This window comes from Pseudomonas sp. GD03903 (genome assembly GCF_029840045.1).
GTDB classification, from domain to species: Bacteria; Pseudomonadota; Gammaproteobacteria; order Pseudomonadales; family Pseudomonadaceae; genus Pseudomonas; species Pseudomonas pseudonitroreducens.
Genome location: NZ_JAOCBT010000011.1, coordinates 64,435 through 80,387, shown reverse-complemented (window position 1 = coordinate 80,387; position 15,953 = coordinate 64,435). Strand labels below are relative to the sequence as shown.

The 15,953-nt window shown below is 63.9% G+C and carries 14 protein-coding genes; 6 read left to right on the top strand and 8 right to left on the bottom strand.

Annotation, left to right across the window (positions count from 1 at the left end; genetic code table 11):
• The first annotated feature begins 114 nt into the window (after positions 1 to 114).
• Positions 115 to 1,299 carry a two-component system response regulator RssB gene (gene rssB / locus N5C91_RS18625; RefSeq protein WP_024763890.1) on the top strand — a complete coding sequence of 395 codons (1,185 nt, stop codon included), beginning with the start codon at positions 115 to 117 and terminating at the stop codon, positions 1,297 to 1,299.
• A complete protein-coding gene (rssC, locus tag N5C91_RS18620; RefSeq protein ID WP_017517513.1) occupies positions 1,296 to 1,778 on the top strand; it encodes an anti-sigma factor antagonist RssC in 483 nt (160 codons plus the stop codon). Before rssB ends, rssC begins: the two co-directional genes overlap by 4 nt.
• 65 nt (positions 1,779 to 1,843) lie before the next feature.
• Here the strand turns inward: rssC and tal are convergent, their stop codons facing one another.
• Both tal and dusA read right to left on the bottom strand, forming a co-directional pair.
• Positions 1,844 to 2,764: a transaldolase gene (gene tal / locus N5C91_RS18615; RefSeq protein ID WP_045209021.1), complete on the bottom strand. Its 921-nt coding sequence runs from the start codon at positions 2,762 to 2,764 to the stop codon at positions 1,844 to 1,846.
• 62 nt (positions 2,765 to 2,826) lie between these two features.
• On the bottom strand, positions 2,827 to 3,831 hold the full coding sequence (gene dusA, locus N5C91_RS18610; protein WP_279831134.1) for a tRNA dihydrouridine(20/20a) synthase DusA: 1,005 nt from the start codon (positions 3,829 to 3,831) through the stop codon (positions 2,827 to 2,829).
• Positions 3,832 to 4,023: 192 nt separating this feature from the next.
• Between dusA and N5C91_RS18605 the strand changes: the two genes are divergently transcribed.
• Together N5C91_RS18605 and N5C91_RS18600 are read left to right on the top strand one after the other, a co-directional pair.
• Entirely contained in the window at positions 4,024 to 4,365 is a 342-nt protein-coding gene (locus N5C91_RS18605; protein WP_279831132.1) for a hypothetical protein, read from the top strand.
• 149 nt (positions 4,366 to 4,514) lie between these two features.
• A complete protein-coding gene (locus N5C91_RS18600; protein WP_279831131.1) occupies positions 4,515 to 6,074 on the top strand; it encodes a methyl-accepting chemotaxis protein in 1,560 nt (519 codons plus the stop codon).
• A 178-nt stretch (positions 6,075 to 6,252) separates the two neighbouring features.
• On the opposite strand, the gene N5C91_RS18595 is transcribed toward N5C91_RS18600, so the two are convergent.
• From N5C91_RS18595 to puuE, 5 genes are all read right to left on the bottom strand, one after another.
• On the bottom strand, positions 6,253 to 7,599 hold the full coding sequence (locus tag N5C91_RS18595) for a nucleobase:cation symporter-2 family protein (RefSeq protein ID WP_236170768.1): 1,347 nt from the start codon (positions 7,597 to 7,599) through the stop codon (positions 6,253 to 6,255).
• Positions 7,600 to 8,046: 447 nt separating this feature from the next.
• Entirely contained in the window at positions 8,047 to 9,381 is a 1,335-nt protein-coding gene (locus N5C91_RS18590; RefSeq protein WP_236170767.1) for a urate hydroxylase PuuD, read from the bottom strand.
• Between the two features lie 53 nt (positions 9,382 to 9,434).
• Positions 9,435 to 9,941, bottom strand: a complete 507-nt coding sequence (locus N5C91_RS18585) for an ureidoglycolate lyase (protein ID WP_045209032.1) — start codon at positions 9,939 to 9,941, stop codon at positions 9,435 to 9,437.
• A 68-nt stretch (positions 9,942 to 10,009) separates the two neighbouring features.
• Entirely contained in the window at positions 10,010 to 10,525 is a 516-nt protein-coding gene (gene uraD / locus N5C91_RS18580) for a 2-oxo-4-hydroxy-4-carboxy-5-ureidoimidazoline decarboxylase (RefSeq protein WP_236170766.1), read from the bottom strand.
• A complete protein-coding gene (gene puuE, locus N5C91_RS18575; protein WP_054910389.1) occupies positions 10,522 to 11,457 on the bottom strand; it encodes an allantoinase PuuE in 936 nt (311 codons plus the stop codon). The genes uraD and puuE overlap by 4 nt, the downstream gene beginning before the upstream one ends.
• Before the next feature lie 409 nt (positions 11,458 to 11,866).
• Here puuE and uraH point away from each other — a divergent pair, with 409 nt between their 5' ends.
• Both uraH and N5C91_RS18565 read left to right on the top strand, forming a co-directional pair.
• The gene (gene uraH, locus N5C91_RS18570) at positions 11,867 to 12,220 is read left to right on the top strand and encodes a hydroxyisourate hydrolase (RefSeq protein WP_045209039.1); all 354 of its coding nucleotides are present in this window, start codon (positions 11,867 to 11,869) and stop codon (positions 12,218 to 12,220) included.
• A 147-nt stretch (positions 12,221 to 12,367) separates the two neighbouring features.
• Positions 12,368 to 14,164, top strand: a complete 1,797-nt coding sequence (locus N5C91_RS18565; protein WP_279831126.1) for an ATP-binding protein — start codon at positions 12,368 to 12,370, stop codon at positions 14,162 to 14,164.
• Positions 14,165 to 14,312: 148 nt separating this feature from the next.
• On the opposite strand, the gene N5C91_RS18560 is transcribed toward N5C91_RS18565, so the two are convergent.
• Complete coding sequence (locus N5C91_RS18560) at positions 14,313 to 15,659, bottom strand: NCS2 family permease (protein ID WP_236170764.1); 1,347 nt, start codon at positions 15,657 to 15,659, stop codon at positions 14,313 to 14,315.
• Positions 15,660 to 15,953 lie beyond the last annotated feature (294 nt).

Genomic DNA, 15,953 nt, shown 5'->3' with positions numbered 1-15,953 from the left:
TGAACCCTTGAGCGGATGGGAGTAGTGTCTGCGCCTTGTCGCGACCGACCCGCGCCGCTGTTCCCTAGAATGAGCGCCAAACCACAACCCCGGCGCCGTTTGCCTGGATGACCCATGCACAAAGCCAGTGCCTCGCTGCTGATTATCGATGACGACGACGTCGTCCGCGAAAGCCTCGCCGCCTACCTGGAAGACAGCGGATTCAAGGTCACACAGGCCACCAACGGCCTGGAAGGCCTGAAAGTCTTCGAGCACCAACTCCCCGACCTGGTGATCTGCGATCTGCGCATGCCGCAGATGGACGGCCTCGAGCTGATCCGTCGCGTCAGCGAGATGGCGGTGGAAACCCCGGTGATCGTGCTGTCCGGTGCCGGTGTCATGAGCGACGCCGTCGAGGCCCTGCGCCTGGGCGCCGCCGACTACCTGATCAAGCCGCTGGAAGACCTCGCCGTCCTGGAGCACTCGGTACGCCGTGCTCTGGACCGCGCTTTCCTGCGTTCGGAAAACCGCCGCTACCGCGAGAAGCTGGAAACCGCCAACCGCGAGTTGCAGGCCAGCCTGAACCTGCTCCAGGAGGACCAGAACGCCGGTCGCCAGGTGCAGATGAACATGCTGCCGGAAACGCCCTGGGAGTCCGAAGGCCTGGCCTTCTCCCACCAGATCATCCCGTCGCTGTACCTGTCGGGTGATTTCGTCGACTACTTCCGTGTGGATGCCCGGCGCATCGGCTTCTACCTGGCGGACGTCTCCGGCCACGGCGCTTCGTCCGCCTTCGTCACCGTGCTGTTGAAGTTCATGACCACGCGGCTGCTGTACGAGTCCAAGCGCAACGACATGCTGCCGGAGTTCAAGCCGTCGGACGTCCTCGGCCACATCAACCGCGGGTTGATCAACTGCAACCTGGGCAAGCACGTGACCATGCTCGGTGGCGTGATCGATCTGGATACCGATCGCCTGACCTACAGCATCGGCGGCCATCTGCCGCTGCCAGTGCTCTATGTCGATGGTGAAGCCCGCTACCTGGAAGGCCGTGGCCTGCCGGTGGGGCTGTTCGATGAAGCGACTTACGAGGATCATGTCCTCGATCTTCCCAAATCCTTCAGTCTTTCCCTGTTCTCGGACGGCATTCTCGACGTCCTTCCGGGAGCTACGCTGAAGGAAAAGGAGACGGCCCTGCCCGAGCAGGTCGTCGCCGCCGGCGGAACCCTGGATGGCCTGCGTCAAGTCTTCGGACTGGCCAAGTTGTCCGAGATGCCGGATGATATTGCCTTGCTGGTGTTGAGCAGGAACCTTGCATGAGTACCGGTAAAATCCAGTTCGCCGAGCAGGATGGCTCATTCGTCCTGAAGTTCGTGGGCGAAGTCCGACTGACCCTGTGTTCGGCGCTGGATGCCACCATTGAAAAAATCTTCGCCGCGTTGAATTTCTCGGCGATCATCATCGATCTCACGGAAACCCAGAGCATCGACAGCACCACGCTGGGCCTCCTGGCGAAGTTGTCGATTCTCTCGCGGCAGAAGGTCGGCCTGTTGCCCACGCTGGTCACCACCAACGCGGACATCACCCGGTTGCTGCAGTCGATGGGCTTCGATCAGGTGTTCAACATCGTTGACCGCCCGATTCCGTGCTCGGATTGCCTGACCGATCTGCCTCCCCAGGACCAGTCCGAGGAGGTGGTGCGCGGCAAGGTGCTCGAGGCCCACCGTATCCTGATGGGCCTGAACGAGACCAACCGCGAGGCCTTCCACGATCTGGTGAGCGCGCTCGAGCGCCACTGATTCGATGAGCTGAAATGCAAACCGGCGCCCTGGGGCGCCGGTTTGCTTTTGCTCGTCCGCAGTTTTCAGCGGTTGGCGAGCAGCGCCTCGAGCTTTTCCTGGTCGCGGGCGAACAGGCGGATGCCTTCGGCGAGCTTCTCGGTGCCCATGGCGTCTTCGTTCATCTGCCAGCGGAAGGTACTTTCGTCGAGCACCTGGCGCGCCTCGCCACCGCCGGGCTGCAGTGCGCGTGGCAGTTCGCCCTGGGCGTCGGCCAATTGCTGCAGCAGGTCCGGGCTGATGGTCAGGCGGTCGCAGCCGGCGAGCTGCTCGATCTGGCCGAGGTTGCGGAAGCTGGCGCCCATCACCACGGTTTCGTAGCCGTTGGCCTTGTAGTAGCGATAGATGCGCGAAACGGACTGCACGCCCGGATCTTCTGCACCCACGTAGTCGCGGTTGTTGGCCTTCTTGTACCAGTCGTAGATGCGCCCGACGAAGGGTGAGATCAGGAACACGCCGGCGTCGGCGCAGGCGGCGGCCTGGGCGAAGGAGAACAGCAGGGTGAGGTTGGTCTGGATGCCTTCGCGCTCCAGTTGCTCGGCCGCGCGAATGCCTTCCCAGGTGGAAGCGATCTTGATCAGCACGCGATCGCGGCCGATGCCCTGCTGGTCGTACAGGTCGATCAGGCGGTGGGCGCGTTGCAGGGTGGCTTCGGTATCGAAGGACAGGCGCGCGTCCACTTCGGTGGAGATGCGCCCCGGAATAACACCCAGGATGTCCTTGCCCACCGCGACGGCGAAGCGGTCGCAGGCCAGGCCGGCGTCGCCCTGTGCGCCTTCGGTGGCGCGCGCCAGGTGCTCGGTGTAGCGGGGCAGGGCGGCAGCCTTCAGCAGCAATGACGGGTTGGTGGTGGCATCCACTGGCTTCAGGCGGGCAATGGCGTCGAAATCGCCGGTATCGGCGACAACCGTGGTGTATTGCTTGAGTTGTTCCAGCTTGGAGGTCATGGCGCGTCTTCCGTAGAGAGTGCACCGACCTTACCCGAGGCCGATGCGCCACTCAACGGGACTCAATGACCGGCGAGAAGTTCTCCGGCCTGATCGAGCAGGCCAAGGGAGTCCTTGGTCTTGTGAACGTCCACCGAAAGCAGCTGGCGGAAGCGCCGCGCGCCCGGGAATCCTTGCGCAAGACCCAGGACGTGGCGGGTTACATGGTGCATCGCACCACCCTCGGCAATGTGCCGCTCGATGTACGGACGCATCCGCGCCAGGGCTTCTGCGCGGGTGATGGCGGGCTCTGGCGAGCCATACAGCGCGGCGTCCACCTGGGCCAGCAGGTAAGGGTTGTGGTACGCCTCGCGGCCAAGCATCACGCCGTCGAACACCTGCAGGTGCTCGCGGCATTCTTCCAGGGTCTTGATGCCGCCATTGAGGACGATCTCCAGTTCCGGGAAGTCGCGCTTTAGCTGCGCGGCGATGTCATAGCGCAGCGGCGGGATTTCGCGGTTTTCCTTGGGCGACAGGCCTTCGAGGATGGCGATGCGCGCGTGCACGGTGAAGCTGCGGCAGCCAGCGTCGCGCACCTGGCCGACGAAATCGCAGAGTTCTTCGTAGCTGTCGCGGCCGTTGATGCCGATGCGGTGCTTGACCGTCACCGGGATCGATACCGCATCGCGCATGGCCTTCACGCAGTCCGCCACCAGCGCCGGGTGGCCCATCAGGCAGGCTCCGATCATGTTGTTCTGCACACGGTCGCTGGGGCAGCCGACGTTCAGGTTCACTTCGTCGTAGCCGGCTTCCTCGGCCAGCTTCGCCGCCGCGGCCAGGTCCGCCGGGTTGCTGCCGCCCAGTTGCAGCGCCAGCGGGTGCTCGCACTCGTCGTGACGCAGGAAGCGCGCAGCATCGCCGTGCAGGATGGCGCCGGTCGTGACCATCTCCGTGTAGAGCAGTGCGTGCCTGGAAAGTTGGCGTAGGAAATACCGACAATGTCTGTCGGTCCAGTCCATCATCGGCGCCACGGAGAAGCGGCGGGAGGGCTCGGGGCGGGTAGTGGCGGTCGGAGCGGCAGTGGTCATCGGTGCTTCGTATCTGGCTTCGCTGGGGGGGCGCGAAATCGCTCGCACCGCGGAAAGGGCGGAGATTTTACCGGTCTTGCCGAGGATGCGCACGGAAACCGGCAGGCGGTCTGTCCTGGGCTTGACCTGGCCTGGCGGTCAGCATCGACGCAACTGCTACCCTCTGGTTTCCTGACAGAAGGATCTCACTCGATGAAACCCCTATTGCTGACGCTTCCGCTGATCCTGCTGGCCGCCTGCTCCTCGCCGGGCAAGCTGAAGGAGGATGCTCCGGCATTGCGGCTGGAGAGCGGTAAATCGCCCTCGGTCTACATGACCTGCCTGTTGCCGAAATGGCAGGCAATCCGCTCGTCTTCGGCGGTGAAGGAAATCCGCTTTGGCTACCGGCTGCTGGTGCCGGCCGCGCCGGGCGATGGCACCGAGGTGTTGCTGGAGACCACGGCGGCCGACAAGGGCAGTGATGTGGTGCTCTACCGCCGCAACGCACCGAGCCCGGATGATGCGATTACGCAGGCGGCGCGCAGCTGTCTGTAGCGACTCAAGCAGCGCCTCGTCTACCACTAAGGAACGATAGCCGCCGGGTGCAGCAGGCGGCCTAATGGCTCTGACAAGAATAATCAGGCTTCCCGCTAGCGTGCCTGCGCTGCGCAGCGGTCGAGGCCCAGTAGAAGAGAGCTGCCGCCATGGATATCGCGCGTCCGCGTATCATCCTCATCCTTACCTTGCAGACTTGCGGCCTGGTGCTGCTGTTCATCGCCCAGGCGCTGGGCGGCTGGCCGCTGTCGCTGTGCCTGCTGCTGGCCGCGGTGCTGCTCTGGGGGCCGTGGTTCGTTCCCGAGCGGACGGCCTCGGCCGGTGCGCTGGCGGTGCTGCCGGATGTCGCCGAGCTGACCCGCGAGCTGTCCCAGGGCACCAGTCGCAATGCGCTGTCCGCCGCCGGGGTGTCCTTCTCGGTGCAGCGCCTGGTGGAGAAGCTGGAGTCCCAGGTGGTGGCTGCCGAGCAGATCGTCGGCAGCGCCGAGGTGATGATCCACACCGAGCGCGCCACTTCGAATCTGGCGCGCCAGGCGAAGGAGGCGGCCACGCTCGCCCGTGCCGGCAGTGATGCCGGGCGCAGCGAATTGCACGCCGCCATCGATTGCATGCGCCTGCTGAGCCAGCGCGCCAGCGCCAGTCGCGTGCTGATCGAGACGCTGAATGCGCGCAGTGAGGACATCCAGCGCGTCACCCAGGTCATCCAGTCCATCGCCAGCCAGACCAACCTGCTGGCCCTTAACGCGGCCATCGAGGCGGCGCGGGCGGGCGAGCATGGCCGCGGCTTCGCCGTGGTCGCCGAGGAAGTTCGCGGTCTGGCCGGGCGTACCGCCGAGGCTACCGACGAAGTCGGGCAGATGATCGAGGACATCCAGCGCCAGACCGGTGAGGTGGTGGAGCAGATTCGCCAGCTCACCGATGACCTCGGCCTGGGGGTCAGCCAGGTGGAAAGCACCGGTCGGCAGTTGCAGGACATCGCCGGGCTGGCTGCCACGGTGGAAACCCAGATCACCGAGATCGCCGAAGGCGCCGAGATCAACCGTAACCAGCTGGACAGCCTGTTCGCCGCCGTCGAGCAGGTGCGCGGCGACCTGCGTGCGAGCGATGAGCAGACCCACCGCCTGGCGGATGCGGCGGTGCAGCTGGAAACCCAGGCGGAAATGATCAGCGAGCGCCTGGCCGAAGTGGCCCTGGACGATTATCACCAGCGCATCTACGACCTCGCGCGAGCGGGGGCGCAGGCCATCGGCGCGCGATTCGAGGCGGACATCGATACCGGCCGCATAGGTCCGGACGACCTGTTCGATCGCGATTACCAGCCGCTGCCCGGCACCCGCCCGCAGAAGTACCGCACGCGCTTCGACCGCTATACCGACGAGGTGTTGCCGCGTATCCAGGAAGACCTGCTGCAACGTCACGAAGGTCTGGTGTTCGCCATTGCCTGTACCGCCGAGGGCTATGTGCCGACGCACAACCAAGCTTTCAGCCATCCGCCGAGCGGCGACTTGCAGGTGGACATGCTCAAGAGCCGCAGCAAGCGCCTGTTCAACGACCGCACCGGGGTGCGCTGCGGAAGTCACAACCAGCCGATGCTGCTGCAGACCTACTGCCGTGATACCGGCGAGCTGATGCACGACCTTTCGGTGCCGATCTACGTGCGCGGACGCCAGTGGGGCGGCCTGCGCCTGGGCTACCGCCCGGAAGGCTAAATCCGACTACCCGTATGAAAGCCTTCCTGCAGGAGCGAGCTTGCTCGCGAACCAGACCCCGTTGCGGGGCTGTTCGCTAGCAAGGACTAGGCGGTTTAGAGCCGCAGAATTAAAAAAAGCCGCGAAGGAGTAGGACGCGGCTTGGTGCGGGCGTCCGGGAGACGCCCGCGAAAGGGTTTCAATGATGCCCGCAGAGGGCGTCGCGGCCTTGTTCGCCGAGGATGTTGAACAGAATGTTCAGCACCACGGCCCAGATCGCGGTCATCGCGATGCCGCTGTGGGTGATCGGCTCCATCCACTGGGGCAGGGCGGCGAAGAAGTCCGGACGCACCACCGGCACCATCCCCATGCCAATGCTCACCGCCACCAGCAACTGGTTGCGGCGGTCGACGATGTCCGCTTCGTGGAGGATGCGGATGCCACTGGCGGCGACCATGCCGAACATGGCGATGCCGGCGCCGCCGAGTACCGCTGGCGGAATCGAAGCGACCAGGAAGGCGGCCTTGGGCAGCAGCGACAGGGCGATCAGGAACAGCGCGGCGGCAGCGGTGACGTAGCGGCTGCGCACGCCGGTCATCTGCACCAGGCCGATGTTCTGGGCGAACGAGGAATGGGTGAAAGTGTTCATGAAGCCGGCTACGAACGAGGCGCTGGCATCGCACAGCAGGCCGCGGCGCAGGCGGTTGGGGCAGATTTCGGTCTCGGTGATCTTGCCCAGGGCGAGGAACATGCCGGTGGACTCGACGAAGATGATCACCACCACCAGGCACATCGAAAGCACCGGAGCCAGGTGGAATTCCGGCGCGCCGAAGTGCAGCGGGGTGACGATGTCGAACCACGGGCGCTGCTCGATGCCGTCGAGGCTGACCATGCCCATGCTGGCGCCGATGATGTAGCCCAGCAGCATGCCGATCAGCACCGAGACGTTGACCCAGAAACCCTTCAGGAAGCGGTTGATCAGCAGGATCACCGCCAGCACGAAGGACGACAGGGCGAGGTATTCGATGGCGCCGAAGTTGGCTGCCGCCTTGCCGCCGCCGGCCCAGTTGATCGCCACCGGGAACAGGCACATGCCGATGGAGGTGATCACGGTGCCGGTCACCAGCGGCGGGAAGAAGCGCACGATGCGGCTCATGAACGGCGCGATGAGCATGCCGAAGAAGCCGGCGGCGATGGTCGCGCCGAAGATGCCGGTCATGCCGACGCCGGGCATGCCGGCCATGGCGACCATGCTGCCGACGGCGGCGAAGCTGGCGCCCATCATTACCGGCATGCGGATGCCCACCGGGCCGATGCCGAGCGATTGCACCAGCGTGGCGATGCCGGCGACCAGCAGGTCGGCGTTGATCAGGAAGGCGATTTCTTCACGGGAGAGACCGGCGGCCTGGCCGACGATCAGCGGTACGGCGACGGCGCCACCGTACATCAGGAGAACGTGCTGGAAGCCGACCAGCAGCAGCTGCAGCAAGGGCAAACGCTGGTCGACGGGCGAGCCGGTATGGGAGCGCTCAGTTACCACGGACATGCAACACCTCGGTTTTTATTGTTGTCAGTCGCTGGTTGCCGGACGGGCACGACAACCGGGAAGTACTGGCCGATCTCACCCCCGGGGCCGAGCGGGTGAAGCGGTGCGGGACTTTATAAACGCGATGTGTATTAGGTTCAATCGATTTTTGTATACAACTCGTCGGTCACGTTTTGTCTCCATGGTGCTGCATGGCTCTAGGCCGCGTGTTTCCTGGCTTTGGTATTTCTGTAGCCTTTGGTCGAGTGGACTACATTTTTTGTTTCAGGGGCCGCTTTTCGTAGGAGCGAGCTTGCTCGCGAATGGACGCGCTCCCTGTTGTTTCGGTGTGTCGGGCTGTTCTGTTCGCGAGCAAGCTCGCTCCTACAAGGGGAGGGCGTGTCGGGCATTTTGCGGGCATAAAAAAACCGCACCCGAGGGTGCGGTTTTCCTGGCCGTGCCGCAGGCTCAATTCACCTGGGCGCCCTTGGCGATCCAGTCGCCGATGAGCTTGCGCTCTTCCGTGGTCATCTGCGTGATGTTGCCCAGCGGCATCACCTGCGAAGCCACGGCCTGCGCCTGGATGCGCGGGGCGAGCTGCTGGATCTGCTGCGGGGTGTCGAACATCACGCCGGCCGGCGCGGTGCTGAACAGGTTGCTGGTCGGCTTGGCCGAGTGGCAGACGGCGCAGCGCTCCTGGATGACGTGATGGACCTTGTCGAAGCCTTCGGTCGAACCGGCGGTGGAGGCCTGGGCCGGAGCGGCCTGAGCCTGCTGGGCAGCGGCAGCCTTGGCGGCTTCCTCGTCCTTGGCGCGTTCTGCCGGGGTCTTGCCGCCAACGGCGGTTTCTGGCAGCGGCTGGTACTCCACCTTCGCCGGCTGGGCGCTGGCAGTGTTGTCACTGCTGGGGAAGTTCGGGCCGGTGACGAACGCCAGGGCGATCATGCCGACGGCGCCGGCGGGCAGCGCCCAGGCCATGCCGTTGCCATTGTGGCGGGTGTTGAAGTAGTGACGCACGATCACTGCCAGCGCCGCGATGCAGGTCAGGATCAGCCAGTTGTAGTGGCTGCCGTAGGTGCTCGGGAAGTGGTTGCTGATCATGATGAACAGCACCGGCAGGGTGAAGTAGTTGTTGTGGCGCGAACGCAGCAGGCCCTTGGCCGGCAATACCGGATCAGGCTCGCGACCTTCCTCGATGGCCTTAACCAGCGCGCGCTGGGCCGGCATGATCACGCGGAACACGTTGCCCACCATGATGGTGCCGATAATGGCGCCCACGTGCAGGTAGGCACCGCGGCCGCTGAACACCTGGCTGAGCAGGTAGGCGGCGAGGACCAGCAGGCCGAACAGGATGGCGCCGAGCAGGGCGGGTTTCTTGCCCAGCGGGGAGTCGCACAGGGTGCTGTAGATGAACCAGCCGGCGATCAGCGAGCCGATGCCGATGGCGATGGCTGCGGCCGGGGCGAGGTCGCTGCCCGGGGCGATCAGGTACAGGGTCGGGTTCAGGTAGAACACGATGGTCAGCAGGCAGACGCCCGACATCCAGGTGGAGTAGGCCTCCCATTTGAACCAGTGCAGGTTGTCCGGCATTTTCGGCGGGGCGAGCTTGTACTTCTCCAGGTGGTAGATACCGCCACCATGGATCGCCCAGAGATCACCGGAGAGCCCCTCGCGCGGGTTGGCGCGGTTGAGGTTGTTCTCCAGCCAGACGAAGTAGAACGAGGCGCCGATCCAGGCGATGCCCACAATCATGTGGACCCAGCGGACCAGCAGGTTCAGCCATTCGATGAGATGTGCTTCCACAGTTTTTTACCTCTTGCCCGGGTGCCGCCGTCGCGGCAGGCGGGCCTCTCTTATTAGTTCGCTTGGGGGTCGAGGAGGAGCTGTTCGTCCTCGGTGAAGAAATGCTCGTCGCAGTTGTTGCCAGAACCGCTGCGATCGACCACCAGGAAGTCATCCCGCTTTTCGATCGTCAGCACCGGGTGGTGCCAGACGCCGCGGTGGTAATTGACGCCCTGCTTGCCGTTGGACAGGAAAGCGCGGACGAGGCCCGATACAGGTACATCGCCAAGGGGCGCGACCACGATCAGAAAGGGGTTGCCGAGCAGCGGAATGAACGCCTGGCTGCCCTGCGGATGACGCTCCAGCATGCGGATGCGCAAAGGCATCTCCAGTGATTCGGCGCTGAAGATGCTGATGATTGCCTTGTCATCGGGCTGCGCCGTTTCGACGGTGGCGAGCTTGTGATAACGGCGGGTGGAGCCGTTGTTGATCATGAAGAAATCGCTGCCTTCGGTTTCGATGACATCACCGAATGGGGCGAAGGCTTCCTTGGTCAACGGCTCGATCTTCAGGGTACGCATGGCTGGTCTTCTTATTTCGTTGTTCGCATGGGCCCCTTCCGGTGGAAGGGGAATGAATGTCCGCTGGCTCAGAGTTGCTGCAGGCGGAACATCGCGATCTTGTTGATCTCCGCCAGGGCGGTCTGGAATTCCTGCTCCGGCGTGTTGTGGATGCGTTCTTCGAACGCGGCCAGGATCTGGTGGCGGTTGCTGCCCTTCACCGCCTTGATGAAGGGGAAGCCAAACTTGGCCTTGTAGGCGTCGTTGAGTTCGGTGAAGCGGGCGAACTCCTCGGCGCTGCAGTCCTGGATGCCGGCGCCGGCCTGTTCGGCGGTGCTGGAGGCAGTCAACTCGCCACGGATCGCGGCCTTGCCAGCGAGGTCCGGGTGCGCGTTGATCAGCGCCAACTGAGCCTCGTGGCTGGCGGACAGGAGAATGTCGGCCATGCGCTGCTGCAGCAGTTCGATGTCGTTCAGGCTGTCGTCGACGCCCAGGTCATAGGCCTTCTCGGCGACCCACGGGGAGTGCTCGTAGATGTCGGCGAAGGTGGCAACGAAGGCGGCGCGGTCGAGGCTGGCCGGGGTCAGGGTCTGGAAGCGGCTCATGCCGGGTTCTCCTGCGCTTTGAACGGGTGGTTCTCGTGCCAGTGCTTGGCGATGTCGACGCGGCGGGTGATCCACACCTTCTCGTGACCCTTAACGTACTGGATGAAACGCTCCAGCGAGGCCATACGCGCCGGACGGCCCAGCAGGCGGCAGTGCATGCCGATGGAGAGCATCTTCGGCGCACCCTCGGCACCCTCGGCGTAGAGCACGTCGAAGGCGTCCTTGAGGTATTCGAAGAAGTCGTCGCCCTTGTTGAAGCCCTGCACCTGGGTGAAGCGCATGTCGTTGGTGTCCAGGGTGTAGGGGATCACCAGGTGCGGCTTCTCGGCGGTGCTTGCCGGGTCCCAGTAGGGCAGGTCGTCGTCGTAGGTATCGGAGTCGTAGAGGAAGTTGCCGTCCTCGCGGACGATGCGGCGGGTGTTCGGGCCCAGGCGGCCGGTGTACCAGCCCTGCGGGCGCTGGCCGGTCAGTTCGGTGAGGATGCGCACGGCCTCGAACATGTGTTCGCGTTCCTGTGCCTCGTCCATGTACTGGTAGTCGATCCAGCGGTAGCCGTGGCTGCAGATCTCGTGGCCGTCGGCGACCATCTGGCGGATCGCTTCCGGGTGGCGCTGGGCGGCCATGGCCACGGCGAATACGGTCAGCGGCAGGTCATATTTCCTGAACAGTTTGAGCAGGCGCCACACGCCGGCACGGCTGCCGTATTCGTAGAGCGATTCCATGCACATGTTGCGCTCGCCCTTGAGCGGCTGGGCGGCGACCATTTCGGAGAGGAAGGCTTCGGATTCGGCGTCGCCATGGAGGATGTTGCGCTCGCCGCCTTCCTCGTAGTTGAGGACGAAGGACAGGGCGATACGCGCATCGTTCGGCCAATGCGGATGGGGGATGTTGTTGCCGTAACCGATCAGGTCGCGTGGGTAATCAGCGCTCACTGCAGTGTTCCTTCTTGTGGTTGGCGGTCGGCGCCGGGTCGGTGGACTGTGCGCTGCCGTGATGGGTGCATTGTATACAAAATGTTGAGTGATCTGTAAATACAATCTGCGCAACGGTCGTTTCATCCCGTTCGTCAGCAATCGAGGGGTGCTGGATGGTGAGTAGGCCCCGTGCTGGCGCGGCTTGCGCTGGGTATTCGGGGGCTTCTGAAGCGGGCGGCCGAGCAGGGCGAGAGAGGGGTTTTGGCGGGATGAATTACTTTTTTGTATACAATCATTCGTGTCGCTGGGTATATTCACTGCACTCAAACACACCTGCGGGCTGTTCCGATGGCAGCTTGCTCAATCGCATCAACAAGACAGAGGAGGAAGGTGTCGGCCGGCTCTGCCGCAGGACACCGATAAGCCCATGGGACGCCTGACCACTCACGTACTGGATTCCGCCCACGGCTGCCCTGGCCACGGCATCAAGATCGAGCTGTATCGCGTCGAAGGTCAGCAGCTGGAACTGATCACCACCCGCGTGACCAACGACGATGGCCGCTGTGACGAACCGCTGCTGCAGGGCGAAGACTTCCGTGCCGGCGTCTACCAGCTGCTGTTCAATGCCGGCGACTACTACCGCGCCCGTGGCGTGGAGCTGCCCCAGCCGGCGTTCCTCGACCAGGTCGTGCTGCGCTTCGGCATCGCCTCGGAAAGCGACCACTACCATGTGCCGCTGCTGATTTCCCCCTACAGCTACTCCACCTATCGCGGCAGCTAGTCCCCGCCCATAGGTCTTCCCCCCGACTCTTCGTGGAGTCTTCCTCAGCCCGCCCACACTGCGGGCTTTTTTTTGCCCGTGATATTTCGCGCGCAGGCTTGGCGGCGCTGGTCTAGAACTACTGCAACCCTCCTGTCCGAGAATCCCATGAGCAGAATCATGATCGTCGAAGAACAGCCGGTAACGCGTCATGCCTTGCGGCTGATGATGGAGGCCGACCGACATGAGGTGGTGGGCGAGGCCGACAACGGCCCGGATGCACTGCATCAGGCGCGACTGTGCAAGCCCGATCTGATGATCCTGGAGCTTTCCATTCCACGCCTGGGCGGGCTGGAAGTGCTGCAACGCCTGGTGGCCCAGGACTCTCCGGTCAAGGTGCTGGTGCTCACCTCGCAGGATTCGGAGTACTTCGCCGGACGCTGCCTGACCGCCGGGGCTGCCGGCTTCGTCAGCAAGCAGGAGGACCCGCAGGCAGTGCGCGAAGCGGTGCGCGCGATCGCCCAGGGGCACAGTTACTTTCCCAGCCATGCCCTGGGCAGTGTCAGCGCTGCCGAGGAGGCCGGGCATGGCAACCTCCTGCGGGACCTCTCGGTGCGCGAGCTGAGCGTGCTGCAACTGTTGGCACAAGGGCTGAGCAACATCGCCATCGCCGACCAGTTGTCGATCAGCGACAAGACCGTGAGTACCTACAAGGTGCGGCTGATGCAGAAGCTCCACGCCAAGTCGCTGGTTGAGCTGATCGATATCGGCAGGCGCCACGGTCTGGTCAAAGGCGGCGATAGACAGGAATCCGAGGCGGTTCCGGCCGAGCTGAGTGATGAGCAACTTCAGGAGCTGGCGCTGATTCGCAGCATGCTCGATGCGCTGCCGCAGCCGATGTCCGTACGTGGATTGGATGGCCGAATCCTGTTCTGCAATCGCAGCATGCTGCAGATGTTCGGCCTGGAGCTGGATGAGATCGTCGGAAAGACGCTCGGCGAGCTGGGATTCTTCTCCAATCCCGTGGAGGCGGAAGTTTTCCGCAAGAAGCATCTGGAAGCCATCGTCAAGGGTGAGCCCTTTGATATCGACGTGGAGTTTCGCAGCCCCGCAGGGCGCAAGGTGTTTCACCACTGGGGGCGGCCTTATCGCGACAGCAAGGATGAATTGATCGGAGCGATCTGCGGCTCCATCGACATTACCGGGCGTGACGAACTGGTGCGCGCCTTGCGCAATGCCAATGCGCGTATCGACGCGATCAGCCGCGGCAAGAGCCAGTACCTGGCGGGTATTGGCGGGGAGCTGCAAGGGCCGTTGCAGAACATCCTGGTAATGCTCGATCTGGCCCAGGACCCGAGTGACCCTTCGCGGCGGCTGGAGCCGCTGTCCGTCGCGCGGGGGCTGGTCGGCAATCTCCTTCACCTGCTGGGTGATCTGCAGACACTGAGCCTCGCCAAGTCCGGGCGCCTGCAGTTGAATCCGGAGGTGGTCGATCTACGCGCCTTGCTCGACGGCCAGTTGCAGTTGCTGGCCGCAGACGCCGCCGCCAAAGGGCTGGAGTTGAAGACAGATTTCGACCTGGCGCTGGATTGCAATGTCTGGTGCGACCCGCAGCGTTTGCGCGAGACGGTCGGCAACTTGCTGAACAACGCGTTGAAGTTCACCGAAGAGGGCTCCATCCGCTTGCGTCTGGTGGCGCGCGGGCAGGGCAAGGGCATGGTCGGCGTGCGGATCGATGTGGCGGATACCGGCACAGGCATGACGCCCGATGTTCTCGACGGTCTCTTCGAGCCGTACTCGCATACCCTCGACGGCTACCGGGTCAGTCATGGCAGCACCGGTCTGGGCCTGGCCCTGTGCCGCAGTCTGCTGGAGCAGATGGGCGGACAGATCAGCGTGAAGAGCCGACTGGGAGAGGGGACTGAATTCAGCGTGTCGCTGGTCCTGCCGGACGCTTCGGTCTAGCGTCCAGGGGGGAGCGATCTGTTTCGTTCGAAATGTGCCGCGGGGCGACGCGAGCGCGCTTTTCGGGGCTTTTGAGCCGAATTCCAGCTGGCAGAAAATCCAAGGCCCCGGCTACCAATAGCCGGGGCCTTGTGCTGTATCGGGCGCCTTAGAGGAAGATGAACTTGGCCACGAAGATCGCGCACAGCGCGTACAGGCTGATGGTCACGTCCTTGTGGCGGCCGGTGAAGACCTTCATCGCCACGTAGGTCACGAAGCCCAGCGCGATGCCATCGGCAACCGAGAAGGTCAGCGGCATCATGATTACGGTGACGATGGCCGGGATGGTCTCGGTGTGCTCGTTCCAGTCGATGTGGGCCATGCCGCCCATCATCAGCATGGCGACGTAGATCAGCGCACCGGCGGTGGCGTAGGCGGGGATCATGCCGGCCAGCGGGGCGAAGAACATTGCCGCGACGAACAGCACGCCGACCACCACGGCGGTCAGGCCGGTGCGGCCACCGGCGGCGACGCCCGCCGCGCTCTCAACGTAGCTGGTCACCGGCGGTACGCCGAGCACCGCGCCGAAGGCGCTGGAGGTGCTGTCGGCCTTCATCGCTTTCGACAGGTTCTCGATCCGACCGTCCTCGCGCACCAGGTGCGCGCGCTGGGCAACGCCCATCAGGGTGCCGGCGGTGTCGAACATGTGCACGAAGAGGAAGGCCAGGATCACGCTGATCATGGTCACGTTGAACGCGCCGGAGATATCCATGGCCATGAAGGTCGGCGCCAGGCTCGGCGGCATGGAGAACACGCCGCCGAACTGGACGATGCCCAGGGCGATGCCGGCCACGGTGACGGTGAGGATGCTGATCAGGATGCCGCCGAACACGCGGCGGTACTCCAGCACTGCGATCATCAGGAAGCAGATGGCGGCGAGCAGCGGGCCGGGGCTGGTCAGGTCACCCAGGTGCACCAGGGTGGCGGGGCTGGCGACCACGATGCCGGCGGTCTTCAGGCCGATCAGCCCGAGGAACAGGCCGACGCCCGCGCCCATGGCGAAGCGCAGGCTGACCGGGATGCTGTTGAGCAGCCATTCGCGGATGCGCGAGAAGGTCAGGATCATGAAGGCGATGCCGGAGATGAACACCGCGCCCAGCGCGATCTCCCAGCTGTAGTTCATGGTCTTGACCACGGTGTAGGTGAAGAAAGCGTTGAGGCCCATGCCCGGTGCCAGGCCCACCGGCCAGTTGGCGTACAGGCCCATGAGGAAGCAGCCGAGCGCCGCGGCCAGGCAAGTGGCGACGAACGCGGCGCCGTGGTCGATGCCGGCGTCGGCCATGATGTTGGGGTTGACGAAGATGATGTACGCCATGGTGATGAAGGTCGTGAGACCCGCGGCGAGTTCGGTCTTCACGGTGGTGCCGTGCTGGCTCAGCTTGAACAGGCGTTCGAGCAGGCCGGTGGCGGGGGGACTGGATGCAAAGGCTTGTTGTTCTTGTTTGGTGCTTTCCACAGCGGTACTCCTCAACGCTCTTGTTGTTGGTCCCTTGCCGTCGGCTGGTTCACCTGCGTCCCTTGCGCTAACGGAAAGAGTTGTGAGGGTGTGAATGTTGACCTTTGGGTCAGGAAGTCACGCCGCGATTATGCAGTTGTGTACAAAAAGTTCAAATAATGTTTAGTGTCTTGCTGAAAGATTTTTACAAGCAAAGCGTCGGAATGGTCGCACGTCGATCTTCTCCAAGTTCCTGCGCCGCGCGGCCTGGGGCTTGCTAGCGAGTCACTCGCGACGGCTGCACGATAGTGGCCA